Origin of the sequence: Microtetraspora glauca, from assembly GCF_040656155.1 — a bacterium.
In the GTDB taxonomy this organism is placed as follows: domain Bacteria; phylum Actinomycetota; class Actinomycetes; order Streptosporangiales; family Streptosporangiaceae; genus Microtetraspora; species Microtetraspora glauca.
In genome coordinates this window covers 23,512-49,311 of the sequence record NZ_JBFALK010000031.1, presented here as the reverse complement: position 1 = coordinate 49,311, position 25,800 = coordinate 23,512, and the positions used below count along the sequence as shown (strand labels likewise).

At 63.5% G+C, this 25,800-nt stretch carries 20 protein-coding genes; 7 read left to right on the top strand and 13 right to left on the bottom strand.

Features of this window, described 5'->3' with window-relative positions; all coding sequences use genetic code 11:
* Positions 1 to 14 precede the first annotated feature (14 nt).
* Positions 15 to 905: a 5'-methylthioadenosine/S-adenosylhomocysteine nucleosidase family protein gene (locus tag AB0I59_RS38355; RefSeq protein WP_358141175.1), complete on the bottom strand. Its 891-nt coding sequence runs from the start codon at positions 903 to 905 to the stop codon at positions 15 to 17.
* Positions 905 to 2,674, bottom strand: a complete 1,770-nt coding sequence (locus tag AB0I59_RS38350) for an AbeC-like domain-containing protein (RefSeq protein WP_358141172.1) — start codon at positions 2,672 to 2,674, stop codon at positions 905 to 907. The genes AB0I59_RS38355 and AB0I59_RS38350 overlap by 1 nt, the downstream gene beginning before the upstream one ends.
* A 147-nt stretch (positions 2,675 to 2,821) precedes the next feature.
* On the opposite strand from AB0I59_RS38350, the gene AB0I59_RS38345 reads away from it, so the two are divergent.
* Positions 2,822 to 3,514: an NUDIX hydrolase gene (locus AB0I59_RS38345; protein ID WP_358141169.1), complete on the top strand. Its 693-nt coding sequence runs from the start codon at positions 2,822 to 2,824 to the stop codon at positions 3,512 to 3,514.
* Between the two features lie 669 nt (positions 3,515 to 4,183).
* Here AB0I59_RS38345 and AB0I59_RS38340 read toward each other — a convergent pair.
* The 6 genes from AB0I59_RS38340 to AB0I59_RS38315 all read right to left on the bottom strand — a co-directional run bounded on the left by AB0I59_RS38340 (position 4,184) and on the right by AB0I59_RS38315 (position 13,400).
* The gene (locus tag AB0I59_RS38340) at positions 4,184 to 4,591 is read right to left on the bottom strand and encodes a hypothetical protein (protein WP_358141166.1); all 408 of its coding nucleotides are present in this window, start codon (positions 4,589 to 4,591) and stop codon (positions 4,184 to 4,186) included.
* 138 nt (positions 4,592 to 4,729) lie between these two features.
* Positions 4,730 to 5,590 (bottom strand): hypothetical protein, encoded by an 861-nt coding sequence (locus AB0I59_RS38335; RefSeq protein WP_358141163.1) that lies wholly within the window; start codon positions 5,588 to 5,590, stop codon positions 4,730 to 4,732.
* 91 nt (positions 5,591 to 5,681) lie between these two features.
* Positions 5,682 to 10,937 carry a LamG-like jellyroll fold domain-containing protein gene (locus tag AB0I59_RS38330; RefSeq protein ID WP_358141161.1) on the bottom strand — a complete coding sequence of 1,752 codons (5,256 nt, stop codon included), beginning with the start codon at positions 10,935 to 10,937 and terminating at the stop codon, positions 5,682 to 5,684.
* Between the two features lie 520 nt (positions 10,938 to 11,457).
* Positions 11,458 to 11,775, bottom strand: coding sequence for a hypothetical protein (locus AB0I59_RS38325; RefSeq protein WP_358141158.1), 318 nt, complete (start codon positions 11,773 to 11,775; stop codon positions 11,458 to 11,460).
* A complete protein-coding gene (locus tag AB0I59_RS38320; RefSeq protein WP_358141156.1) occupies positions 11,772 to 12,167 on the bottom strand; it encodes a hypothetical protein in 396 nt (131 codons plus the stop codon). The genes AB0I59_RS38325 and AB0I59_RS38320 overlap by 4 nt, the downstream gene beginning before the upstream one ends.
* 60 nt (positions 12,168 to 12,227) lie before the next feature.
* Complete coding sequence (locus AB0I59_RS38315; protein WP_358141153.1) at positions 12,228 to 13,400, bottom strand: hypothetical protein; 1,173 nt, start codon at positions 13,398 to 13,400, stop codon at positions 12,228 to 12,230.
* 367 nt (positions 13,401 to 13,767) lie between these two features.
* On the opposite strand from AB0I59_RS38315, the gene AB0I59_RS38310 reads away from it, so the two are divergent.
* Entirely contained in the window at positions 13,768 to 14,340 is a 573-nt protein-coding gene (locus tag AB0I59_RS38310) for a hypothetical protein (protein WP_358141150.1), read from the top strand.
* 432 nt (positions 14,341 to 14,772) lie between these two features.
* Here the strand turns inward: AB0I59_RS38310 and AB0I59_RS38305 are convergent, their stop codons facing one another.
* Complete coding sequence (locus AB0I59_RS38305; RefSeq protein WP_358141148.1) at positions 14,773 to 14,964, bottom strand: hypothetical protein; 192 nt, start codon at positions 14,962 to 14,964, stop codon at positions 14,773 to 14,775.
* A gap of 194 nt (positions 14,965 to 15,158) precedes the next feature.
* Between AB0I59_RS38305 and AB0I59_RS38300 the strand changes: the two genes are divergently transcribed.
* Entirely contained in the window at positions 15,159 to 16,082 is a 924-nt protein-coding gene (locus AB0I59_RS38300) for a DUF5655 domain-containing protein (RefSeq protein WP_358141145.1), read from the top strand.
* 13 nt (positions 16,083 to 16,095) lie between these two features.
* On the opposite strand, the gene AB0I59_RS38295 is transcribed toward AB0I59_RS38300, so the two are convergent.
* Positions 16,096 to 16,509, bottom strand: coding sequence for a hypothetical protein (locus AB0I59_RS38295; RefSeq protein ID WP_358141142.1), 414 nt, complete (start codon positions 16,507 to 16,509; stop codon positions 16,096 to 16,098).
* 43 nt (positions 16,510 to 16,552) lie between these two features.
* On the opposite strand from AB0I59_RS38295, the gene AB0I59_RS38290 reads away from it, so the two are divergent.
* Positions 16,553 to 16,924 carry an ADP-ribosylation/crystallin J1 gene (locus AB0I59_RS38290; protein ID WP_358141139.1) on the top strand — a complete coding sequence of 124 codons (372 nt, stop codon included), beginning with the start codon at positions 16,553 to 16,555 and terminating at the stop codon, positions 16,922 to 16,924.
* A 90-nt stretch (positions 16,925 to 17,014) separates the two neighbouring features.
* On the opposite strand, the gene AB0I59_RS38285 is transcribed toward AB0I59_RS38290, so the two are convergent.
* A complete protein-coding gene (locus AB0I59_RS38285) occupies positions 17,015 to 17,506 on the bottom strand; it encodes an ATP-binding protein (RefSeq protein WP_358141136.1) in 492 nt (163 codons plus the stop codon).
* Between the two features lie 262 nt (positions 17,507 to 17,768).
* Between AB0I59_RS38285 and AB0I59_RS38280 the strand changes: the two genes are divergently transcribed.
* Complete coding sequence (locus AB0I59_RS38280; RefSeq protein WP_358141134.1) at positions 17,769 to 18,104, top strand: hypothetical protein; 336 nt, start codon at positions 17,769 to 17,771, stop codon at positions 18,102 to 18,104.
* A 4-nt stretch (positions 18,105 to 18,108) separates the two neighbouring features.
* On the opposite strand, the gene AB0I59_RS38275 is transcribed toward AB0I59_RS38280, so the two are convergent.
* Together AB0I59_RS38275 and AB0I59_RS38270 are read right to left on the bottom strand one after the other, a co-directional pair.
* Positions 18,109 to 19,125 (bottom strand): AfsR/SARP family transcriptional regulator, encoded by a 1,017-nt coding sequence (locus AB0I59_RS38275; RefSeq protein ID WP_358141131.1) that lies wholly within the window; start codon positions 19,123 to 19,125, stop codon positions 18,109 to 18,111.
* 809 nt (positions 19,126 to 19,934) lie between these two features.
* Positions 19,935 to 20,594 carry a hypothetical protein gene (locus AB0I59_RS38270; RefSeq protein ID WP_358141128.1) on the bottom strand — a complete coding sequence of 220 codons (660 nt, stop codon included), beginning with the start codon at positions 20,592 to 20,594 and terminating at the stop codon, positions 19,935 to 19,937.
* 159 nt (positions 20,595 to 20,753) lie between these two features.
* Between AB0I59_RS38270 and AB0I59_RS38265 the strand changes: the two genes are divergently transcribed.
* A complete protein-coding gene (locus tag AB0I59_RS38265) occupies positions 20,754 to 24,305 on the top strand; it encodes a DEAD/DEAH box helicase family protein (RefSeq protein ID WP_358141125.1) in 3,552 nt (1,183 codons plus the stop codon).
* Positions 24,302 to 25,795, top strand: coding sequence for a restriction endonuclease subunit S (locus tag AB0I59_RS38260; RefSeq protein WP_358141122.1), 1,494 nt, complete (start codon positions 24,302 to 24,304; stop codon positions 25,793 to 25,795). The genes AB0I59_RS38265 and AB0I59_RS38260 overlap by 4 nt, the downstream gene beginning before the upstream one ends.
* Positions 25,796 to 25,800 lie beyond the last annotated feature (5 nt).

Here is a 25,800-nt window from a genome sequence, read left to right as displayed (position 1 = left end):
AAGTGATCAGAACGTCACGACTTGTCCACGGGAAGATAGGGAAGCAGGCTGCGCAGGACGATCGCCGCGTGCCGTGCGGCGATGTCGTGGTAGTTGTCATCCTTATCCGGATTAGCGCCATCGGAGATCCCGCGCACAACGGCCCAGCCGCGTACGGCCTGAGGCCCGTCCTGCTCGTGGAATGCCTGGGTGAGGCCACCGGCTTCCATGTCCACGGCGAGGATCTTGTCGTTGAATGCCTTCAGGTATCGGATGATCTCCGATTCCGCATCCGCAATCACTGCGTCGCCCGAGCCGATCGGTCCGGTGTGCACTTGGTAGTCGCGGATGGGTCCGTTGTCTTGAGAGTCCTGGAACCGGGCCGGCTCGCCGAAGTCGATGAAGAAGGAGTTGACGGCATGGCCGACCGGAGCAGGAGCTTCTCGTTCCTCTCCTCTGCGCCGCCGCCCGTCCGGAGTCTCCTTGCGCAGGTCGTAATACACAACCCGGGTTGTGACGACGACGTCGCCGATCGCGGGGTCTGGGTGAATTCCTCCACCGATTCCGGTCAGTACGACGACGGCTGGGTTGTAGTGCCGTCGAAGATGATCGAAGGCCATGACGGTCGACCGCTGCCCCTGGGACAGGGCACGGATGGCTGCGACCCGAGTGGTCGTACCCCGGACATTCACGGTTCCTTCGAAGAAGGGAAGCCCGCTGGTCTGAGTCCGCTGTAAGCCGAGTACCGCATGGACAGCGGCAGCCTCCTCGGTAAGGATGGTGATCACCCCTACGTCGGCACGTCGGGTGTCCGATGACTCCTTGTCCAGGTCGGCCTGTACGGAGACCGTCGCCCCATGCCCGACCGCGGACTGGCTGATCTCCATGGAACCTCCGTGGTTGACGATGCCGCTGTTGACGCTCATCACTGGCCTCCTTCACTTGTCGATGCATGCTCGTTGTTCTTGTCAGGTTCGCGGGCGTCCGCGCGGACCTGGGCATTGGCGCCGATCGCCGACTGCTTGATCTCGGTCTTTCCGCCCATGTTGAGCACGCCCGTGTTGATAATGCTGGCTGCTCTCTTCTTGAACGCGGAGGTATCGACCCCACGCGACTCGAGGAAGTCCTCGGCGGCCTTAAGCAGGCGCTGTTCGATGAGTTTCATGTGGTCGTGGATCGTGACCTCGTCCAGCTGCGCGTGCTTCCACGGTGTCGACTTCTCCTCCCGGATGCTCACCTGGGCACCGATGGCCATCCCACGCCTGGGCTTGAGCATGCGGTTCTTGCGGGCTCGCATGGCACCGATCAGCAGCAGGGGAGCCTCGGCCAGGCTCCGTATCCCCGCGACTTCGGCGGGAAGGTTGGACAGCATGCGCAGCGTGGACCGTATTACCGCGCTCGCACCGCTCTCCGCGTAGGCGTTGAGCAACTGGTAGTCGACGGGCGTTCGGGTCAGCGCGCAGGCGGCGAAATCGAGACTGAGCGCTCGGCCCTTGACGGTGACCCGGAGGAAGACCGTGGTGACCAGTTCTCCTGTGGCACTGGCGCCGATCTCCAGAAAGTGGTGAGCGGCGTCGTAGGGATCATCGATGGTCCGGTCTATCTCACTCTGGCTCGGCCGTTTCCTGAGCCATTCCGGGCGAGGCTCCACGTCGAGCTCGGCGATGTACAGCCGGTCACACATCGTGAACCCACGTAGTGAGGTCGGGTCGTCGACGTCTCCTATGGGGCCCATCGCCTTCTTCAAGTGGGCGACGAGCTCATGGGCTTTGAAAGGCGGTGTCGAATGCTCCAGCTTCTCCATAGGCGCGTGCCCGATGGGATCCTCCCTGCCTTCGAGCGACCGAAGGAACTGGACGGTGAGCGGAGGAAGCCACCGGTGTACGAGCTCGCCGCTGCCCACGAACGGGCTCCGGTCCTCGTCGATCAGTTCGACAGCAGAGTCTTCCGATTGCGCTTCAGGCTCTGGCGGTGAAGGCCTGCGGTAGACCACGTAGGGATGTGACTGTTGGTCGGCGATCGCTTGCTGCCGCAGCGTGAGCTTCCGCGGTCGCAGGGACTTTGTCCCGTGCATGTGATTGAGGGACTGCTGCTGAACAGTTCCCCTTCCGCCGACCACGACAACGAGCAGTAGCACGAGAACCGCCGCCGCTCTTGTCATCTCATCCAGTGAAACCCGAGAGAGCCCGGCCACCGCGACGGGCGTCACAGCCAGGACCGCGCACCCTATGCCACTGAGCCGCAGAAGGCGTGTCTGCTGCCGCAGCTCATCCGATTCGCTCCTCCACCTTGTCCGCCTCAGCCACCTGTCCGTCGCCGCCTTGGCCCGGAGCGTGAGGACTACCCGGGCACTCCTGACCGCCAGGCGGGACAGGTGCCAGAACCCGAGTCCGCTGGCGACAGTGACAGCGGCAGGGAGGTTGGCGGTGAAACCGACGGCGAACATCACCAGCACGCAAAGATGCTGCATCGTCTCCAAAACCCATGCTCGCCAGGCGTGTGCCACGACAGGGACGAGGTCGAATCCGTATGACGGAGCGACCATGCGGGTCGTGTCGTTGTGCACCCGACGAAGAACGGTGTCGCGAAAGGCGGGATCGAGGTACACGCCGGCGCAGAGATGCCGAGTGGCCGCGTCTTCCCTCAAGGCCCCGCCGTACTGATGCTCATCTTGTGTCGCCCTGGATTCGACCATGCCGCTCTCCCTCGGCTCCTATTTAGGTCTACTTGACCATAAGTCGAGCTGGCACTTTAGGTCAAGGTGACCTTTAGCTAGAGTGAGCCGGTGATAGAAAGACCCGGGCGACGTCCAGCGGCATCGGTCACTGTGACAGTGGATCTAGTGATCTTCACTGTTCGGCAGGACCAGTTGCAGGTCCTGCTGATTGATCGCGGCAATGAGCCCTATCTCGGCTGTGCTGCGCTGCCGGGCGGCTTCGTACGCGACGGCGAGACCTTGGACGAGGCCGCGTTGCGGGAGCTGCGAGAGGAAACCGCACTCGACGGCCGTACGCTGCACCTGGAGCAGCTGCACGCCTACAGCGACCCGGAGCGAGACCCGCGGGGCAGGATCATCACGGTGGCCTACCTGGCCCTCGGGCCTAACCTGCCACCGCCGGTCGCAGGGACAGATGCCGCAGCAGCGCACTGGACACCGGTCTCCTCCGCCATCGACGGCGACATGCCTCTGGCCTTCGACCACGCCACGATATTGAAGGACGGCCTGGAGCGGGCGAGGTCCCAACTCGAGCACACGACTGTGGCCGCAGCCTTTTGCCCCGAGCCCTTCACGGTTGGCGAGCTACGCCGCATCTACGAAGCGGTATGGGGATTCAAGCTCGATGCCAGCAATTTCCGCAGGAAGGTGACCGGAACGGAGGGCTTCCTCATCCCAACCGGCGAGCGGCGCTTCCCTGAGGTGGGCCGGCCAGCAGCACTTTATTGCCGGGGACCGGCGTCGTTGCTCGTTCCGCCACTGCTGCGTTCGAGCGAGGTTTTTCCTCTCTCACATGAGAGATTCTCGATTGGAACCTGAAACAGCTCACTAGAGAGTTTGCGGCGGGAGAGGACACCTTCAGACCGCTGTCCCATGATCGTGCAGAAAGCTCGTGAACCGAGTACGAGACCGTAGCAGCGCACCTCACCGAAATTCGTCGGCTGGTACAAGACGAAGCCTTCTCGCGGTGGGTTTCGGTGTGAAGTAACGGCTGGCGTTGAGCGACACTCGGAGCTGACGCGGTACGCGAGAATAGAGGCCTGGATCTGACCACCGGAGTGATGATGAGCCCTCGGCCGGCAGGCGAAGCCGATAAGGTCGGCAATCGCTACGAGAACGCTTGGATCGTGCAACGCGCTTGTACGTACTGCAAGGCGGTGCCGAATCGATCACAGTCGAGGACGTCAGCGAGCGAGCCGAGGGCGCCGAATTCACTCTCCGGCGGGCAGGGGTAATCGAGGTTCACCAGGTGAAGCGTCAGCAGGGGAATGCCAACGCTTGGACGGTGGCATCGCTGCGGGCCAAAGGAGTCTGGACTGCAGCTGCGCGGCACGCGGAGGCCGGGCGGCACTTCCACTTCGTGTCGACGGTCCCGGCCCGGCCCGTGCAGGAGCTGAGCGACCGGGCCAGGCGATCAGCGAGCGCCGTTACCGGAAATGGCTCAATGGCCGTGATGGTGAGCATCGCGGAAAAGGCGTCTTTGAGGTGTCAGGTGCGAGTCGAGAAGGTGGATGCGAGTGAACCACTGCTGAAACGTTGAAAGCGTAGCGACGTCATCGAAACCGGCACCACCGTGATCACCCGTCCGCCCATCCCGGCGACATGAAAGGCCCCGACTAACCGGCCCACCGAGGGGACCGAGACCATGCCCGGCGTCCACGCCACAGAGCCTTTGGCATGCCAAAAGGACCTATGCAGGGCCAGAGCGAAGATCAAGAGGAGTGCGGGAGGCCTCTTCGGTAAGGTGTAGACGCGGGTCGTGGTGGCGCCGGGAACCCATTCTGGCGCCACCACGACTATTGATTCACGGACGGTGACGCGTTCCACCTTCACCACCGCGATTTCCGGCATGCCGAACAGGATCGAAGTACTGTCGTCCACAACCAGTGGCCCCATCTACTGAAACTGTCGTGATCAACAGCCAGTGTCGTGGGGTCACGGGCTTCTGTCGATCAGGCCACGCCCAGGTATTTCCCCGTCAAGATCGAAGAGCCAGATTGAGGGTATCGGCGAAGGGCTTGCCTTGATTGATACTTAGGGGATGGGCTTTCGCAGCTGAACGCCAGCAAGGTAAGCGGCCCGAACATTGGGGTTGTTTACGACAGATAGCATGCCGGTTGGCAGCGTCAGATCGTACATCAGCCCGGCCACTCTGCCGCCCTCGGTCAGTCTCAGCAGTTGATCGGGATAAACTCTTTTTTTGATTAGCAGGTCGCGGTCAGATTTGGTCAGTTGAGCCAGCCACGTACGAAAATGCTTGACGGGGGATGGGCCGTCACAGTCAAGAGAGGAATAGGTGCAGTTCGAGTCTGTCCAGGCAATGGGAAGGCCGCTCTGCGTCATCGGGAAGAGAACCTTCTGAGCGCCGTCGAGACTCGCTTTCTCCAACTCCTCATCCGACATCGGATGTCTCAGTTCGATGATGACGGTGACCGCGAAGTGTTCGTCATCTAGCCCCTCCAGTACTTGCGCCACCTGCCGCTTCGATTTCTCGGTTCTACCCTGGCCTGCGAGATATCGCTTGAGAGTGCTCGTTGCGTCATTGCCTTTGAGTCGGGGAAACACGAGATCCCCTTCCGTGTTTGTGCGGACGATCGCGACCTCTCGAGTGTCCACCCCGCCAGAATCGAATCCTGTCTGCGGAATCGCCTCTATGGCTATTGGAATTTCTGTCTTATTGGTCTGGATGTCGCGAACAGGAGCACCATCCAAGCCGACATAATAATCCGGATGAATTATGGACAACGCAATCCCGTACAACTCCACCAAATGTTGAGGGCTTTGGTCTGACTTTTTTGTGGAAGTGTCATTGGTATTGACAGTGCATCCACTTGCGAGTGCCACGAGCGCCCCGGTGAGAATTGCCGACGCCGCGCCTCGTCCCGTCAGGTTCATTTTGAAGCCTCCCTGTCGCCAGATATGCGAACGTCTGGTGTCCACCTTGTTCGGTAAACACCAGACGACGCTCTTAGGAAACTAGATCCCGCTAGAATGCGCTATAACGGGTGCCGTCGTATTTCATCCACGGACCATATTGCTCACCGGGTTGGAAAAGTATTCGATGCGCCACTGCAGACTTGCTGTTGCTGGTGTGATAAAAGAGCTTCACCTTGGGGGCGAATGTGTGCATGTAGCCTTCGATTTGGCACACTGTTGTAGCGTTCTGGAAGCATTCGGCTTTCGGATTGTGCCTGTTCCAGATCGGGTAGAGCATGAAATTGCCCCCGGTGGACGGCTTGTCCGGCCCAGTCTCCGTGTAGTCCTTGCAGACGGTTTCCTTGGCGCCGCTGACCTCGATGCCCACGGAATAGTCGCGCTTGCCTTCGATGGAGATGCCGTAAGCTGCGTTGAACCTCTTGCCGAGGAAGCAGGCAGATGCCGTGCTTTCCATGACCAGGTTGTTCTTAATGAACAGTGCCTCCTTCTGCGGCCAGTTGGACGGCCCTCCGACTCGGATGTAGTTGATGTTCTCGGATATCAGCCAGGTGTCAGTGGTCGGAGTGCTCGAGGCCCATGGCACATACCATCGGGAACAGCCGTGCGCGCTGATCCACCACCCCTTCCAGACTTTCTTTTTGTTATTCTTCTTTTCGGTGAACTGTATTATATTTCCCTTGGTTTTGTAGCGGTAGGTGTCCTCTGTGGCATAGTAGCCATTTCCGTTCTGTGCCCGAGTGCATGGCACTCGGCGTGCCGCCGTCGCCGAGATGTTAAGTGAACTGACACTCGTGTTGGTCTTTGAATTGGTGGCAGCACTTTGATCGGCGTCATCATAGATATAGAAGGCGTCGTCGTATGTGAAGTCCGTGGAGTCTTCCTCCACATCGGTCGGTTCGGAATCAATCGCGAGCTCGCCACAGCGGACGAACGTGTAGGTGACTTCATCGGTACTGCTTTCATGGTCTGTTTCCCCGGTAGCCCCGTTGGTCAGGTTCCATGTCTGCTCGACTGTCGCATTTACCCGCACACGTCCATTGTCCACGTCGCGAGCGACCGCATGCGTGATCGCGATGGCGCTGCTGGACCGCGTGATTCCCCGCGCGTCCATGGACTGCTTCTCGCTGATCAGCGCAGGGTTGTCGAGAGCGAGCCGAGCCGTCGTCGCTCCTGCAGGATCCGTGCCGGCGGCCCAGACATCAGCTGCCGCGCCTTCAAGAACGGCCACCTGCTTTGCGTAGTACTCGTTGAGTTTCTGTACATATGTCGAGAGGCCGCAAGGCCCCACGAGCGGCTTGGGGGTGACGGTCGTCGATTCCCACTCACTCGTCCCGTGGATGGTGTGGGCCCTTACTTTGACGGTGTACGTTACTCCGTTTGTGAGGCTATCGATCGTCGCCATGGGGTCTGAAACATCGTATGTCCCGACTACCGAACCATCAGGCCCGAGCACCTGGATATCGTACCCGTCGAGCATCGCCATCCCGCCGCTTTTTTCGGGTATACCCCATGCTGCGATAGCGCCGCTGTCGGCAGTTTCGGCTGTCAGATTGAGGACTTTACTTGGGGGCCCCGGGGGGAAGTAGGTCAGCGTCAATTTTGGTTGTTCAGATGCTTCGGGGGCCCCGAAGCTGATCGACTCCGGACCGTCCGAAGTAATCATGACCCAGCCGTATTCGGCGTTGCTGTCCGAAATGTCGGCCTGGGGTGCTGTTATCGGCAATGCGTAGGTAGCGCTGGTGTCGATGTCGTTGACCAGGTCAGCGCCTTTCGTTTCGGACGTGACGGAGCTCTTGAGTGGGACGACGCTGAGTGCGCGGCTGGCTGGGCACGCAGCTGTTGGACAGACCGCTGTACCCAGGCTAAGGATGGCCTCGCTGATGGCCGCTCCATCAGGTAGATCCGCCAGCCTGAAGCCGAGGGCAGTGGCAAGCTTCTCGGAGCCTTCTCCACCGACTTGAATGGTCGACGAGTCGGACAGTGGGCAGGGGGCGCCACTACAGGCAGTGGGGTCTGTCTTTCCAACTTTTATTACGAACTGGTCCTTCAAGAGGTTCAGTGAGTGGACGTCTTCGGTCTTATCGGGAGGGGTACCGGGAACTGTGAAGCTCACTGCGTTGGTCTTAGATGTACATACTTCCTCGGCACACGCCTGCATCTGCCAGGTGTACGTGCCACCGGCCGTGACGGTGCCCTTTGGCAGTTGGTAGGAGGCACGCTCGCCACCGTTGACGCTGATCTGAGCAAGAGGGCTGGAACCAACAGGGAATCCACCCCCGTCGAACAGGTAGAACTTCGTTGCCACAGGACCGTTCGACGGCCGCGCCACCATTCCCGAAAGGATCGGCTGGAAGGGATCTTCCATTCCGGTCTCCGGAGAAGTAGGTGCCCAGGGGGCATCCGTAGTGACTCGATAGTACGGGGTCTCGTTGCACATCCGCGGTGTGATGCCGGTCAGGCAGGCCTTGACCTTGAACTTGAAGCTGTCCGGGCTGCCCAACTTGAATTCGTTGCTGACTACCTGGCCGGAGTCTGCGCCGGACACCGGCGGGAACAACTGCGCGGAAGTGAGCGCGGAGACCTCGTTCGAGGCGCCACCGGCCTGGCCGGCACTGTCGACGGCCACTACGCGGTAGTAGTACTGGCCCTGGACCATGCCGCTGTCGCTGTAGGCCAGGTCGCTGACGGTGGCGACACGTGTCTCCGCGGACGGCGTGAACCCGGCGGTCTTCGATCGGTACACCTGGTAGGTGACCGCGCCTCGGTCGTCGGTCGCCGCTCCCCAGGACAGGTTAACCGTGTCGGGACCAGCCACAGCGCTCAGTGTGCCGGGGGCGGACGGCGGGTCATCAGGGGCGGGAGCGCCTCCAACCGCAGTGTTCATGTCGCTCTGGATCTGCGCCTGGGTCAGGGCGACGTTGTAGACCCGGACCTCGTCGATCAGGCCCTTGAAATAGGTGCCTGCGATGGTGTCGGCGCCGATGCGGAGCGGCGACGTGCTCGTGTCGATGGCGCCTGAGACGTTGGTGCTTGCGACTTGTGAACCGTTCACATAGGTCTTGATCGTCGCACCGTCATAGACGCTGGCGATGTGGCTCCACGACCCGGTCGCCAGGGAACTGGTTCCGGTGGCGTAGAAGCCGGAACCGCTCTGCTTCACCTCTGAGCTGGGAAGGTAGCTGTACGTGGGCGAGAACCAGCACACGAAGGGGTCAGCAGTGCAAATCTCTAGCGCAGGGAACAGCCCATATACGGATTCCGAGGCCGCTTCTTTCACCAGAGCGGGACGCTCAGCCCCCAAGGCGGCGGGCTGTACCCATGCCTCCAGCGTCAAACGGTTGGTCATCCGCAGGGAGGCCGAGTCCGGGACTGTGACCTGGCTGGACGTGCCGTTGAAGGACAGAGCTTGACCGTACTTGCCGGTTGCCCAGCTCGTGCCGCTCGCCGTGCCGGTGTTGCCCGTGCCGGAAAGGTCGGCCACCGTCGTGCCGGTGCCCTCGTTCATGCCGTACGCGGCGACCAGACCTGGGATGGCCGTGGGCGACGGGCTCGGTGAGGCGGTGGGAGTCGGGGATGGAGACGGGCTGGGCTCGGTGGTGGGGACTGGAATCGGCGTGGTCGGGTCCGAGATCGACACCAGATAGTCGATCCTTTTACCGTCGATCGAGGTGGACTTGTAGTTCACCTTCACGTCACTGGACCGTGAGATCGCGTCATTGCCGACGATCGAGTCGATGGATTCGCCCGTGACGGTGGGGATCTCGGGCGGGAGCAGGTAGTTGACCGTCAGCTTGGGAGGCGACTGCCCAGATTCGACAGAGTTGAAGGTCCAGTACTGCGCCGTGACCGGGTTGGGGTCGTCCGGCCAGCTGGTACGCGGATCCTCCGTCGACTTGAGCTCCACCCCGAAGCTGGCGGAACCCGTGGCCCAGTTCCTCGCCATCTGCGTCACGCTGAAGCTGGTGACCGTGCTGGAACTGCAACTGGGCGTGATCGCCACCGCGCCGGTGCTCGTGGTGGGAGGCAGGCTGCTCCACGACAGCGAGCTTGTCGACCACGAAGAGGTGATCGGCGAGGCCGTGAGCGTACGGGAGGTGCACGGTCCGGCGTACGAGCCGAGCAGCTGAATCGTGGCCGAGTCGACGTACTTGCCGGCGAAGCCGCTGGTACCGCCGAAGCCGATGTAGCCGCGCAGGAAGTTGGGATAGATCTTGTTGGTGTAGGTGCACACGCTGCCCGAGCATCTGCGCTCGGACTGGTAGTACGTGCCGGTGCCGATATTCAGCTCCGACCCGGTCGCGTCAGCGGCGCCGGTCCGGGCCTGCACCCAGGCGTCCGTTGTCGCGGTCAAGGAAACGGTGGGGTCGACGGTGACCGGGTAGGTGGTCTTCTCGTCCGCGAGGAACGCCGGGTCCGGCTTGATCACCAGAACCTGGCCGCCGTTCTTCTCACTGACCACAGAGGCGTCGATCTTGCCCCGCTGGTGCGGCAGCGTCTTGGCATCGTTGTTGGGCGCCTCGGCCATGAACGGCTCGGCCGCCGCAGCGACGGTCTTGCCCTTGGCGTCTGTGAGCTTCAGCCCGCCGACCTTCGTCTCGGCCAGTTTCAGACCCTCGGTCCGTACGGGCAGCCGGAATTCGACTGGTCCAGTGGGGCGTTCGCGCAGCACCACGTCATGACGGAAGCCAGTGGCGAGGGCGGTTACGACGAGGTCGGCCGTCGGGCCGGCCGCGCCCGCGTAGATGGCTTTGTTGCCTTCGATCCGGGGCTTGGGCAGCGGTGTGGGCCATTCCAGCGCGAACAGCTGGCCCTTGTCGTCGCGTTCCAGCGAGGCGAGCTTGGTGTCCCCGCCCTGGCTGAATCGGATGTCCGCCTTGGCCATTTTGGGCTGGAACGTTCCATCCCGTTCGATCAGCGTGGTGTCGATCCACTGGAAGGAGCCGTCCGCCTGCTTGATGCGGGCGGGACCGGCATAGGTGTCGGTGGTGATGTGGCCGTCCGGATAGGCCCAGGATCGACTGGACTCGGTGCCCTTGCTGAGCACCTCGACGGGCTTGTTCTGCTGCTTGGCCTCGGCGATCGCGGTCCGCAGGTCCGCGTCCGGATCTTCCGGCTTAGGGAACGTCGTCGTGCTCGGGGCCGTCGTCGGTTCAGGGCTTGGAGTGGGCTGGGTGTCGTCCGCTGCTGCCGGTACGGCGCCTGCCGTCAGTAGCGATGCCGTGACTACTGCTGCCAGCAGGCCGGATAACTTGCGGAGACTGACGCCACCCAGTGGGGAGGGGGGAGGTGATCCTGACTTGTTCACGTTCTCCTCGTTCGGAGTTCACAGGAATTACTCAGCTTCAGGTGATCTTTTACAGGTGATCTTCAGGGATCTACAAGCATGGACATCTGCCGCTCGATCGGTTACAAGGCCCGCATAAAGAACAGAGATGTTGAAATCTGGTAAGGCTGCGATGTCAATATGCGGCGCCCTCACCTGGAGGAACCGGCCGTACGCGTGTCAGCAGTCAGTAGCCGAAGGCTCGGTCGACGATCGCTGTACATGTGAACACCAGCACCCTGTGTGACAAAGATCACAATCCTCTCGGGTTATAAGGACGCCTTGTATTCCACTCGGAAGGCGCTGGACGAAGTTGTCTCAAATCCGCAGATCCAGCCACCGGTCGTTGCCATGAGTTGAGCTACGACGAGGCTCGTCCTGCCGGATGGCAGAACGGGTATTGCTTACGTAGGTGCGAGCTGGCTGATCAGTTGGGCTTTGTTGGTCTCGTGTCGCTCGCGTACCCGGCGGCCTGGTTACGAAGGGGCCGCCGGGCAGTGGGTCAGCGGATCCGGACGGCGGCGACCTTGTCACCGCCGTGGATGCGGCAGGCGTACTCCTCCTCGGCGGCGATGCGAAGCCAGCCGTCGATGATGAACGGCCCGGCGTTGGGGAACGGCCCGGCATTGGGGAACGGCACGGCGATCAGCGGGACCGACAGGTCGACAGCCCCGATGCGGGAGTCGTCGATCCGAATGGCGCTCAGGTAGCCGCGCCACGTGTCAGGGGCGAGCCGTCCGGTGGGCTTCCGGCCCGCCGCGTACTCCTTGGCCGTCGTGACGTCCCAGGACCAGGCGAGGAAGTGGAAGGCCTCGTTCATGCCCGGGCCTCCGCAGCGGCGGCGGCGAGCTTCTCGGTCGTCTTCAAGAACCGCTGCGCGGCCTCGCGCCGGGCCTCGGCCATGGCCTGCTCGAACAGCCCACCGTGCCGTATGGGTGGCATGTCGATCAGGTGGTGTTCGGCCTGCTGGCGGACCTGGAGGATGGCGTCGGCCCCGTTGGCGCCCTCGTCGTCGATCAGGGTGGTGGCCCAGCGCCACCAGCCGTGCAGGTGCTGGTGGAGCGCGATCTCGGCCAGATCGGATGCGGTGAGGTCCTCACCCTCGTCGATCTGGGCGGTGACACGGGCGGCGGCGTTGGCCCATGCCTCGCCGGCGTCATCGCGACGCTCGGCGGCATAGCGGTCGAAGTGGCACGTCAGGGACTCCGTCATTGGTTTCTCCTTGGTCCGTTGGAAGGGGACAGGCCGGACTGACCCGCCCCGTGATGCGGGTCAGCGGGTGGCGGTGGTGGTCTGGTCGGCGGCGGTGAACTTCCGGGGCTGCTCGGAGGTCAGCTCGGCCTGCCCGAGGGACACGAGGCGGTCGAGCGCGTTGGCGACCGCGCCGGAGGAGTTGCCCAGCACCCGTCCGATCTCGTACGGGGTGAACTCCTGGTTGGGGTGCGCGGTCAGATGGGCGAGGACGCGGTCGCGAAGCTGCCCCGGGCGCATCACCTCGGCCCCGCTGGTCTTGGTCCGGCGCCCCGTACCGGTGAGCGCGGCCTTGGCGTCACGCCGGACGTGTCCCGCGTTGCCGTACATCAGCTCCAGGCGGCCGAGCGCGGTCGCGAGGTCGCCGTTCTCCGCCGCCTCGACCGTGCCGAGGGCGAGGTTGGCGAGTTCGATCAGAGCGCGGCGGGCCTCCGCCCATGCCTCGCTGACGACCGATTCCGGCGTGCCCTCGGGTGCCTGCCTGTCGGCCGAGTCGTCCTTCTTGGTGCTGGAGTCATCCCGATCACCGGGGCGCGGCGCCATGTTCGGCGCGCCCGGTGTGCCGGTATCCGGCCCATCCGAGAGGGCAGCCTCGTCCGATGTTGTGGGTTGCGAGACGGCGTCAGGCTCGTCAGGGGAGGGCTCGTCGGTTTCCACCTCGTCGGGTGCGGCGTCCGCCGACTCGTGCCCGACGTCGGCGTCGGTGGCGTCCTCCGTGGGCTGATCGATGACGGTCAGGGGAATGTCCGCCCGCTGATCGTCGGTGGTGACGCTGCCGGTTTCCGGGCCGGGTGCCTCCGAGGGCGGGGTGGCAGTGACCTCGTTGGACGGCTCGTCGCTGATCTCATCGGTGGGAACCACCGCGTACCAGGCGTCGGGGGTACGCCTGCCGCCCTCGTAGCCACCCGGCGTCCGGCTCGCCCGTCCGTCGGCTTCGAGGGACGTGAGGATCTTGGAGGCGGCGGCGCGGCTCATCCCGGCGGCGGCCCCGATCTTCACGGCGGACATGCCCGGGTTGGCCATCAGCACGGCCCACACGGCGTCCGTCGGGCCGTTGACCGCTTGGGTGGTGTCCTGTTCCGGCGCGAGGCCGTCGGGCGCGTCAGCGATGACCGTGGGCGCGTTTTCGATAATGCCAAGGGGTGTGTCGGACGGAATCGCAGTGGATTCCTTGCGAGCGGCCTTCGAGGGCATTTCCGGTGCTCCTTTCCATTTCCCGTTTCAGGGTGGTGGTGGCTGGCGGAGCACGACCATCACTCTGCTCGCGGGGAGCTCGCAAGTGATGTTGGGTAAAAACATTCATTACCAAACCGGCCGGCCGTTGGGCCCCTGTCTGGAGGGCCGCCTGTTGTCGTTGAGCTGGGGAAATGCCATGATTCGACTTGACTGTGCGTGTGTGATTCGCTATCGCGCCCGCGTCGTCCACTGGTGTTTATTCGCCACCAAAAGAGTCATGGAAACGAGCCGCTGATTCGGTTGACATTCCACGAATTCGAGGTTCCATGGAGTCGGGACGGAAACGGGGCCCCGGATAGCCGGGGAATCATCGAAGGGAAACGAAATGTCCGACCGCGTATTCATCGACGTGACCGCCGACGACGTGGCAACCCTGCGCGGCCACGGGCCGGGGTGGGCGCTGATGTGGGACGGCACCAACGTGATCATCCGGCCGATCACCGAGTCGGACGACGGGTCACTGATGCAGATCGGCGACTACGACTCCATCGCGCACATCAGCGAGTTCAATGCCGAAGACGGTCGGGGAACCGACGACGAGGACCTCGCCGACGACTACACGGACATCGCCAACGACTACCTCGCCGGTTGGGAGGACGAAAAGCGGCTCATGCCGCTGATCGCGCCGATCAGCCGCGCCCTGAGGGATCACGGGATCAACCGGATAGGCGGCGGCCTGGTTGGCCGGCGTCCGGGCGGTCCGCGCCGGGTGACCCAGCTCTATCGGACGCCCCACACCGACACGCGCGCCAGGATCACCGTGACGGGCTGCCCGGGTGACCCCATCGAGCTGGCCGTCAGCGGTCACGGACGCACGTACACCGCGTTCCTGAGCCCGGGCACCCCCGCCCGCACGGTCGCCGCGCGGTTCGCGGCGGTGGCCCGCGCCGCACGGTAGCCCAGCCGGGGCTCGCCCCGCGCGGGCCCCACCCCTCCTCCGGCGTCCCGCCGTCCGTCCCAACCGTCAGGCCCGCCGCGTTCAACGCGGCGGGCCTGACCCGTATACGGCGGAGCGAGAGTCGTACGGCGAGTGCCACCGCCGGGGCAACACGAACCGTCATTCGTACGGCGCGCACATATGAATACGACGCCTATGGGCGGTCGGCATCACCAGTGGGCCACCCCAAATCCCCGGTAGCTGCGAAGACTCGCAATCCAGGACGTACCAGCCATAGCCGGTACCCCGATCGGTCACCACACTGGAACCCCGATCGGTACCCCCGTCAGACGTTGAGAGCTGTACCGCCTGCGGGATGGATGACGTCGGGCACGGGGACTCATAGGGACGGTCTGACGAGTCGTCGCGGTAGAACGGCCCACATCACACCGATCACCCTGTTGGGTATCCATCCCCAGGCAGGTCCTGTTCGGCCGCCAGCGCGTACGTCGGCCGCCCACGTCGCCGGACGATCGAGGCGGAGATGACCGGCTCATCCGACCGGATCGGCAGCGAGCCGGCTCGCGTGACGAGGCCGGACGACGTCCGGGGCTCGGGAAGGATCTCGCTGTCGTGGTCGTTCATCGGCATCGCCTTCCGGAGGTCACCCGACCCGCGTCGGCATGCCACGATGATTCGACTCATTGACGGGAATCAAGTCGCGTCAACGGGCCGATCACGCCGGTCGCCGTACCCCCGGGAAACGGAACAGAAGAGTGTCTCGGGCAGCCAGAGCCATTTGAAGATCGACTGGGTTTACCTGCATGTACTCTTGGCCCGTGAGCGATCTCAAGTTGTTCCGAATCGACAACGGGAAAGCCGCTGAGCTGCGCGGAAGCACCTTCGCCGTTGAGGTATCCGTTCAGCGGCTGATCGAGAACAACATGGAAACGCTGTTCGGCGTGCGGTTCCTCGCATCGGAGTACTCGACCGGGAACAAGCACCGCGGACGGATCGACTCACTCGGGATCGACGAGAACGGCTCGCCCGTCATCTTCGAGTACAAGAGGGCCGCCAACGAGAACGTCATCAGCCAGGGCCTGTTCTACCTGGACTGGCTGCTCGACCACCGGGAGGCGTTCGAGCTCCTGGCCATACGAACCCTCGGCGCGGAGACCGCACAGGAGATCGACTGGCGTAATCCGCGTCTGGTGTGCGTAGCCGGCGACTTCAACCGCTACGACACGCATGCCATCGAACAGATCAACCGCTCCATCGAACTGGTCCGCTACCGGGACTTCGAGGGCGAACTGCTGGCGCTTGAGCTGGTCGCCTCTCGCGAGGGGGGCGGCGAGACAGGCTCTGACAAGCAGGCTCAGAACGGCGGTGCCAAAGCGCCGGCTCAGGCGAAGACCGTCACCGAGTTGCTCGCTCAGGCCCCGCCATCCCTGGCGGACCTGTACGGCGAGCTGGAAGCGTACGTTGAGGGCATCGGTGACGACGTCACCAAGAAGGTGCTGAAGCTCTACTTCGCGTTCCGGCGGATCAAGAACTTCGCCTGCGTCGAGGTCCATCCCAAGAATCACACGCTGCTGGTCTATCTCAAGGTGGATCCGGACGAGGTGGAGCTGGAGGACGGCTTCAGCCGTGACGTACGGAAGATCGGCCACTTCGGCACGGGTGACCTGGAACTGAGGATCCGTAATCGGGCGGACCTGGACAAGGCGCTTCCCTTCGTCCAGGCAAGCTACGACGCGAGTTGACCTACGTTCGCCGTCAGGATGGTGTCGGCCGCTTGACCCCGAGGCAGGCGATCAGCTGATCGAGGGCCGGACTCAGGAAGAGCTGGAAGTGGCACGGCGGACCTGCCGCCTGGACCAGCCCGAGACAGACGACCTCGAGTCGGCAGGCTTCGAGCCGGGCGATGGTTTCGTCGGAATCCAAGGTCGGTGTGCCCAGCCGCTGGAGAAGCCTGGCCCGCCTTCGGAAGGTGGTAAGCAATGGCCGCAGGTGTACGGGATTTTCCCAGATCGTGTAGCTCGCCATGGAGCGGAGAGCGGCCCAGCATGCCCGATCGGCGGCGCCCTCCCTGATGAGCAGCCGCATGAGTTCCTGACGGTCCATGACGGCGGTCACATCATCGAGGATCGCATGATTTCCACGGAAATCGGGTCGCTCCGTCGTGCGCATTTAAGGAAGATGGCACCTCGACGTACGACGGGGGGACAGGGCCATGGCGACGGAGTCGACGAAGCTCACTACGCTTTGGCGGCCGACCGGCCCGCAGGAGTTGGAGCTGGTCCGGCGGTCGGGCTGGCGGGAGTGGCCTCCACGCCTGCCCGAGCAGCCCATCTTCTATCCGGTTCTCAACGAGGAGTACGCCATCAAGATTGCGCGTGACTGGAATGTCCCGCATTCCGGAGTCGGCTACGTCACGCGCTTCCAGGTCGATAGCGACTTCCTTGCCCGCTATCCGGTACGGCAGGCCGGCGGACGCGACATCCTCGAGCTGTGGGTCCCCGCCGAGGAGCTGGGGGAGTTCAACGGCCACATCGTCGGCCTGATCGAGGTCGTCCACGAGTTCCGGCCGCCCGTCGGCGGATGACCGTCGGACGTCCGACGGTCATGTCCGCCAGGAGTGCGGCGCCGCTGGGCCATCATGGAGGGCGGCTTCGACCCCTGCCATCGCGTCTGATCACGATGCGGTGCCTACGGCCGGTACGGTCAGGACAAGTTGGGCCCAGACGACGTGGCCTGTTACGGGATCGCCCTCCAGCCCGACACGGTTGGCGAGCGCCGCGACGCCGCGAAGGCCGTGTCCGTGCTCGCTCGGCTTGAATCCCTGGCCGAAGACGGGCACGCCTCCGCCGCCGAGGTCGTACACCAGGACCTTCGCGACGCAGATGTTGCGCGCGACCTCGACCACGAAGTAGCCGCCCTGCGCTCCCGAGCGGGTGTGCAGGAGGGCGTTGCTGATCAGTTCGGCCGCCACCCACTCCGCGTCGTCGGCGCGCTGGGTGTCCTCCAGCAGAGAACGGATTATCTTGCGAGCGGGCGCGACCTGATCGCCCCTACCAGGGAAGACCCGCCACCGCAGCATCTCGCCCGCTCCGCGCCGCAGCCGGACCGTCGTCCAGATCACGCCTGGGCGAGGCTCGTCGAACTCCTGAAGTTCCTGATCGTTCATGCTGGTCACCTCCGTGACGTCCCGGGGATTCCGGGAGGGACCAGCACGATGGATCGACTCACCGTCCGATTCGAATCCCCAGAACACGTCATCCAGCGACCTACGGAACGGCGCGTGTTACCTGCGGAAATGCCAATCAAGTCGCCGTGACCGGCTGATGTTCTGCTGACGTACCACCCGACCGGACTCGATCACTCACCAGAAGTCGGCCTATGGTCCGCCCGTCACTGACCAGCGCGAATGCCGAAAAGGCGGGTTCACCATGTCAGGTACCGGTTACCAGGCGTTGCTCGAATGCCGACGGCGCGGCCGTACCCTCCGGGCACACGGCTTCACGGTCGACCAGATCGCCATGGTGCTCGCCCTCGACCACGACGTGAGCCCGTTGAAGCTCTATCGCTATGCCAACGGGCTCACCGCCGCCCAGGTCGTGACCACCTTCAACGACCTCGACCCGTCCGGTGCTGCCACGCTGCGGGACAGCAGGCTGTACGACTACGAGGTCTGGCCCGCCGGGGGCAGGCGGCCCTCCGCCTGGGCGCTCACCCTCCTGGCGCAGATCTACGGGACACATCCGACTCGGTTGGAACCGCGGTGACGGGCTACGAGGCGTGGCCGGTGAGCTTGCCGTACAACTCGCGTGTCTTGGTCGACGGCGACAGCCCATCCAGCTCCGCGAGGGCCTGGCAGAGATCCCGGTAGGTCACATAGACCGCGTCGTTCCGGCCGAGGGCGCTGAAGTGGCGCATCATCCGGCACGACACCTGCTCATTGACGGGGTCCAGCCGGTGGGCCCGTTCGAGTACGGCGGTCACGCGATCGGCGTCGGGATCGAGTTCGCTGAGCCGTAGCAGTGCCTGGATGACATCGTGGCGTAGGTCCTCGGCGGCTTCGGTGGCCCACGGATGGGTGCCAGCAGGGAGGAACGGCCCCGCGTACAGGTCGATGGCCCTGCGCAGAGACGCGATCACCTGCTCGGGGCTGTCGGCCTGCTTCGCCTCGGCCAGTGCGTCGCGGAGTTGCCACAGGTCGGTGGTGACGAGTAGTGGGTTGAGCCGGTAGCGGCCTCCGACGTACTGGAGCAGGTTCTTGCCCTGGTGCGGGCGACCGAGGACCCGCACCAGCTTGTCACGCAGCTCGCTCTTCGGCCCGTGGAAGCAGTCGTAGTGGTCCAGCGTGATGTCAGGCCACAGCAGCTGGTACGCCCGCTCCCGGGTCATGCCTTCCCGGTGAACTACCAGCAGGCCGAGGAGATCGGCGACGTCCTTTCCTCGGCTGCAGTCTGCGCTCCCGGCCGGACCGTGCACCGTCACCTGGTCCAAGACCCGTACCGTGACGAGTGCCACGCTGCCGCCCACCTGGCTGTGATCCGGCTCCGCGATGATGCGGGGTTCGGGGGCGCTCGCTGTGATCGGGACGGCGAAACCGCGAAGCCTCGGACCCGTCTCGTCCTGCCGCTCTGGCCGGTCGATTTCCGCGTTCTGGCTCATCTCTGCACGGGCCGGCATAGGGCGGAGCCGATGCAACAGCAGCGCAGTAGCGCCTGCGACCGCCATGCCGTACAGCAGGGCTTTTCCGATGGGGACGATCAGCGGCTCGCTGGTGGCAGCCGTTGTCACGTCGGAGACGCGGGGACTCGGGACGACGTGTCCAGTAGGTTCGCCCAGCGTTATAGGGGGCCGCGGAGACACAATCTCGGGGACCGCTGGCGACGGCTTCACGGTGGGAGTGGAGCGAGGCTCATCCTGCTTGGCTCGGATGGCCTTGCCGCGCGGCGGCTTCTCCGTCACGCGATCGACGGGCTTCCCGTGGTGCCGCCCGCTGCTCTGCACCTTCTCCCTACGAGACGGTGGTGTAGCAGGCCGCTCGATGTGAGTCTTCTGCACGTTCCGGCTGGGCGTGGTGCGGTCGTTCTTGGCAGGAGTCACGTCCGGTGGCTTCTTTGGCTGCGGCGGCCTCGCGGACACCGTCGGCCTGGAGACCGTTGGCGGCGGTTGCGGGACGCGGCGCGATTCCTCCAGCCGTGCCAGGAGGTCAGGCATCCGGCCCTCGGCGAGGTCCTTGTTGACGAGGTCGCAGAACTTCTCGACGTCGTAGACCTGCCAGGCCTGCTGAGACACGTGGCAGTAAGGATCCCGGATGGTCATCGCGTAGCCAGCCGTTGAGCTGAGGCCGACCATCGCGACACTGAGGAGGGCACCTCGTACGAGGTAGCGAGTCCCCTGCTTGCGGGACGGGCACGTCTTGATCACACCGCATCACCCCCGGACAGTCCTCTGAAAGGGCTGGATGGCGCACGACTCGTGACACCCGAAGATCTACCCGGTAGGCGATCAAGATTGACAGCTGGAAGATCAAGACTTGGCAATGGATCACAGGACAGCGTGGTAGCGCGAGATCGGCCGTTTAACAGTTCCGTGACTGGAGCTCAGGACGCGCGATCAACAGCGACGAGAATCGAAGCAGCGATCATCTCCACAGTCTCGATGGCCTCCATCGCGGCCTCGGCGCTGATGTGGCGCTTGCGGTCATCGTCGGTGTCGCGGTCGGACTCGTGTGCAATCTTGTTGCGCCTCCATACGATCGCGCCGAGCATCTGCTTGATGGCTTTGGCCGTAAGCCGCTCCGTCCCGCCAAAGCGCTCGCTGTTGATGGCCTTGGTGACCTGTTCCCACAAGGCGACGTCGCTCACGATGGCGAAGCCGTCCTTGATGTCCTCGGGTCCCTGGAAGGTCTTGCGGCCGACGACTTGCTTCAGATGCTTGCGGAGCGCCTGATCGAGGGGCACCGTGCCGTGATGGACGTCCTCGAAGAGCTCCATGGGGATGGTGAACTCCCGGAACTTGCGTGGCTTGGGGATCCCGGGCTGCTGCGCGAGCAGGATGGCGCGGTGATACACCTCTTGGTGGACCCAGTGATCGAGCGCGGCGACCGCCTGCACCCAGGCGGCTCGGTGCAGGTCGCCTACGTCGAAGGCTGAGACGCCGATGGCGTCGAGATGCTGGCCGGCTCGGACGAGTTGCTTCGCGTATTCCAGATTCCGTTCGAAGTCGAGGAACGCCTGAGTTTTCGGAGGATATTCCAGCAACGCGCGCTCCTTGCGGAGGATGTCCGACGGTCCGCCATGAGTATGCCGAACTTCAGGCAGCCCCTCGCCGCAATTTGTGACCAGATCGTGCCTGGCGCGGTCAGCTAGAGATGTCCGAAACATCACGAAAATCGGCAACGTGATCGTGCAGACTGGGCAATGGGTTATCAGCTCAAGATGGAAGGGCCACGGGTGGCGGACGACTCACATTTAGGCGATCTGGCAGACCACTCGCCGAACTTCGGGTTTCTCCTCCAGCACGAGCCGCTGCTGGTGGCCTATGGGGCGGGCGCGGAGTCGATCGTGTTCACCGATCCCAATGGCGCCCTGGTCAAGTGTCGTCAGTTCATAGAGGTGCTCACGGCGGTCATGGTTCGCGCCACCGGCATTCCGGTAGAAGGCCGAGACCTGGTGGACCGTATCAACGCCCTGAGCCGCGCCGATGTGATTACCCCCAACGTCACGAGCGCTCTCCACGAGATCCGCCGCTCGGGTAACGCGGCCGTACACAGTCACGTCGCTCACGCACCCACAGCGCTGCGTTGCTTGGAACGGTGCTTCCAACTCGGCCTGCTGCTCCATCGGGCGATCACTGGGACGCGAGAGCTTGTCGCGTTCGTTCCGCCCGCGCCTCCCGCTGTAACCAGCAACGCCGACCTGATCGCAGAGCTGGAACGCTTCAAACGCGAGCTGGTCGAGGCGAAGCTCGTTCTGGATGGCTCGCATAGCAGGGAACAGGCAGAAGCTGACGCCAAGAGAGCAGCCGAAGCGGAACTCGCCAAGGCGCGGGCCGAACGCGACGCGGTAGCGGCCCAGGTTCAAGCCCTCGAAGCGCAACTCGGCAGTCTGCGGACGCAGTTCGAGCAGAAGGCGGCTCAGCCGGCGAAGGTCAGCCCGGCCCGTCGGGATGCCATAGCCCAACGAGCACGCCAGGCTGCACCCCTCACCGAGGCGCAGACCCGGCGCAACATCGACAGGATGCTCGCGGAAGCCGGGTGGGTAGTCCAGGACCTGGCGCAGCTCAACCACAGCGCCGGTACGGGCGTGGCCGTGCGGGAGTTCACCATCGGTCGCAAGCGCGCCGATTATGTGCTCTACGTCAATCGCAAGATCGTGGGAGTAATCGAGGCCAAGCGCGAGGGGACGCCGCTGACCGGCGTCGAGTGGCAGTCCGGCGATTACGCCGCAGCCCTGCCGGGTGATCACCGCATGGCGGTGTGGCGACGGGATGAGCCGCTGCCGTTCCGCTACGAGAGCACCGGTGTCGAGACCCATTTCACCTGCACGCTCGACCCGGAGCCACGATCCCGGGAAGTGTTCTCCTTCCACCGGCCCGAGACCATCGCACAATGGATGGCCGAAGCCGACGAGAACCGGAACGCCCCGACCTTCCGGGCCAGGCTTCGCACCATGCCCGATCTCGACACTGATGGGCTGCGTCCCGCCCAAGCGGATGCGATCAGCGGGGTCGAGGGGCATTTCCGGAGAAACCACCAGCGGGCACTGGTCGATATGGCCACTGGTGCGGGCAAGACCTTCACCGCGGTCACGCTCTCCTATCGGCTCTTCCGGCATGCCGGGGCAAAGCGCGTTCTCTTCCTGGTGGACCGCAACAACCTTGGCGACCAGGCGGCCGGAGAGTTCGCCCGCTACGTCACAGCCAGCGGGCAGACCCTCGGTGAGGACTACAACGTCCAACGCCTCTCAAGCGGCACTGTTCTGTCGTCGGCCAGCGTGGTGGTCACTACCATTCAGCGGCTTTATCGCGCGCTCACCAACCAACCGCTCCCGCCAGGTGACGCCGATGACCAGGATGTGGACGAGTTCGAGCCGTCGCGTCCGATGGACGCCGTCTACAACAAGGACCTGCCACCTGAGACCTTCGACCTGATCGTCGTGGACGAGTGCCATCGGTCGATCTACGGCCGCTGGAGGGCAGTACTCCAGTACTTCGACGCTCCCATCGTCGGGCTGACTGCCACTCCCACCGCGCAGTCCCTTGCGTTCTTCGGCGACCCAGTCAGCGAGTACACCTACGAGCAGTCGGTCGCCGACCGGGTCAACGTCGACTTCGCCGTTTTCCGCATCAAGACGAAGATCGGCGAGGACGGCTCCACGATTTCCGCGCTCGATGAGGACGGCACCAAAACCGTCGTACCCAAACGTGATCGCCGCACCAGGAAGCAGCGGTACGAGGAACTGGACGAGGACTACACCTACACGGCCCGGGAGATCGGCCGTTCTGTGGTGGCCATGGACCAGATCCGTACGGTGATAACCGCCTACCGCGATCGTGTCCTGCCGCAGATGTTCGGACACTACACGCAGTCAGTACCCAAGACGCTCATCTTCGCTCAGGACGACAGTCACGCTGATGACATCGTGCAAGCCGTACGCGATGTGTTCGGCAAGGGCAATGACTTCTGCGCGAAGATCACGTACAAGTCCAAGCTGGCCGACGAGGATCCCAAGGATCTGCTGCGGCGCCTGCGCACCAGCCCGGAACTGCGGATCGCGGTCACCGTCGACATGGTCGCCACGGGAACCGACGTCAAGCCGCTGGAATGCGTGTTCTTCATGCGCAGCGTGAAGAGCGCCGTCTACTTCGAGCAGATGAAGGGGCGCGGCTGCCGCACCATCGACCCCGACGACCTCCAGGCCGTCACCCCGGACGCGGCCGTTCAGACGAAGGACCGCTTCGTCATTGTGGACGCCGTCGGCGTCACGGATCACCCGCTATGCCAGGCCACGCCGCTCAACCGTGACCCTGAGAACCGGCTCAGCCTCAAGCAGTTGCTCTCTCGCGCCGCGAAACTCTCCCTGGATGAGAACCAGACCGCGACCCTGGCATCTCGGTTGGACGCCCTCGAACGTCAGATCACGGATGCCGAGCGCGACGAGCTCACCCAGGTTGGGCACGGCACCACGCTGCGCGATCTCGTGCGGCGCCTCGCTGCCGCAGTCGACGTCCAAGCGCTGACACGGGCAGCAGACGAGGGCGGCGAGGATGCGGTAGCCGAGCAGCTCCGGGAAGCGGCACAGCCTCTGGCTGATAACCCGGAACTGCGTGACCGGATCCTCGATATCCGGCACAAGCACGACCAGCTCATCGATGAGATCAGCCGCGACAAGGTCACACATGCGGAAGCCGTACCTCGCGAACAGATCGCCCGAAACCGAGTGGCGTCATTCCGTGCGTACCTGGACCAACACGGTGACTCCATCATGTTGATGAAGGCTGTTCAGGGCAGCGGGACGGCACGACTGTCCTGGGCGGAAGTGAGCGACCTCGCGCACCGGATCGAGCGCGTTCCGCTGGTGGGGAACGTAGTTCACCTGTGGGAGTCCTACGAGGAATCCGGCACCAAGGTGAAGACCCCGGGCCACGAGGCCAAGCCCACCGATCTGGTCTCCATCCTTCGCTACGAGCTGCAGCTTGATTCCGAACTCCGTCCGTTCCGCAGCCTCATCGAGGAGCGGTACGCCGCCTGGCTCACCAAGCACGAGGCTGCACACGGTGCCTTCTCACCAATGCAGCGTTGGTTCCTGGACCGGCTCTGCGAGATCGTGGTCAACAGCGCAGAGATCACCGAGGATGCCCTCGACTACGCTCCGTTCGACCTGCGCGGCGGCGAGGACGGCTTCTACGATGCCTTCGGCGACCGCGCCACCACCGTCCTCAACGACCTCGCAAGGGAACTGACCGCATGACCGACCTGCCCCCCGGCTGGGCTCGCGCAAAGCTTGGCGATCTCCTTCTCCGTATCGAGGCAGGAAAATCCTTTACATGCGAACCCCGTCCAGCCGAGGATGACGAATGGGGCATCGTAAAGGTCAGCGCGATGACCTGGGGGACTTTCCGCGAAAGCGAGAACAAAGCCGTTCCGGCGTACCGCGAGATCAATCCCGCATACGAGATCAGGCCTGGCGACATCCTGGTCAGCAGGGCCAATACTGAGGAGTATGTCGGCGCACCGGTACTGGTCGGTGATTGCCGACCTCGACTTCTTCTCAGCGACAAGAGCCTCCGCCTGGTTCCCTCATCAGAGCTAAATCGGAGCTGGCTTCTCCATGTCCTCAAATCACCTACTGTCCGGAAGGCGATATCTGCCCGAGCCACTGGCACAAAGGATTCCATGCGCAATATCTCGCAGCAAGCACTGAGCGAGATCGAAGTTCTGGTTCCACCGGCCGATGAGCAGCAGCGCACTGCTGAGGATCTTGAGAGTTATCTCTCATGCCTTGGGCTTACTGACGAGAGAATCGAGCTCAGCATGCAAAAGCTGCAGCTGCTCAAGAAGCGCATTCTCGTAGAGGCTGTACCAATTCCAGGACCAGCGCACTGGAAGATGGCCACGGTCAATGAAGTTGGACAGGTAGATCTTGGGCGTCAGAGACATCCGGATTGGCACTCTGGACCCCACATGCGCTCCTATCTCCGCGTCGCCAACGTTTTCGAGGCTCGGATCGACACCGGCGATCTCATGGAGATGGATTTCCCGCCTGCCGTCTTCGAAAAATTCAGACTTACCCAAGGTGACATTCTCCTCAACGAGGGACAGAGCCCTGAGTACCTGGGACGTCCCGCGATGTACCGAGGAGAGCCGAAGGAAGTCGCCTTCACCAACAGCCTTCTTCGGTTCAGGGCGGGACCAGAGGTGGATCCGGAATGGGCCCTGCTCGTCTTTCGCCGCCACATGCACGCCGGCCGCTTCATGCAGGAGACCCGGATCACGACCAACATCGCCCACCTTTCAGCCAGTCGGTTCAAATCTGTTGAATTCCCGGTACCACCGCTTGACGAGCAACGAGAAATCGTGAAACGGGTCACGAAGAGACTTGCCGAAGTTGATCTTCTTTCTGTTCAGATCAATCACGCAAGGGAAAAGTCTGCCGCGCTGCGTAATAGGCTGCTCACCGACGCGTACAGTGGACGACTGGTGTCTCAAGACCCTATTCATGAACCCGCTACGGAGCTTCTGAAGCGAATCCAGGCCGAGCGTGAGGCTATCAGAGCTAAGCGGCAACCACTCCGTGAGACAGCAGCGACCCGCCAGAGGCCAAGTGTGCTCCCAGCCGCGGATGTGCGAAATGGCAGCCGTGCAAGTGCCCGAATTCTGTCGGTACCCTCGCCTACGGTGGGCGTCAGCCGTACAGGAAATCAAGAAGTCTTGTTCCAAGAGGAGGAACTGTCCTCGTGACCACC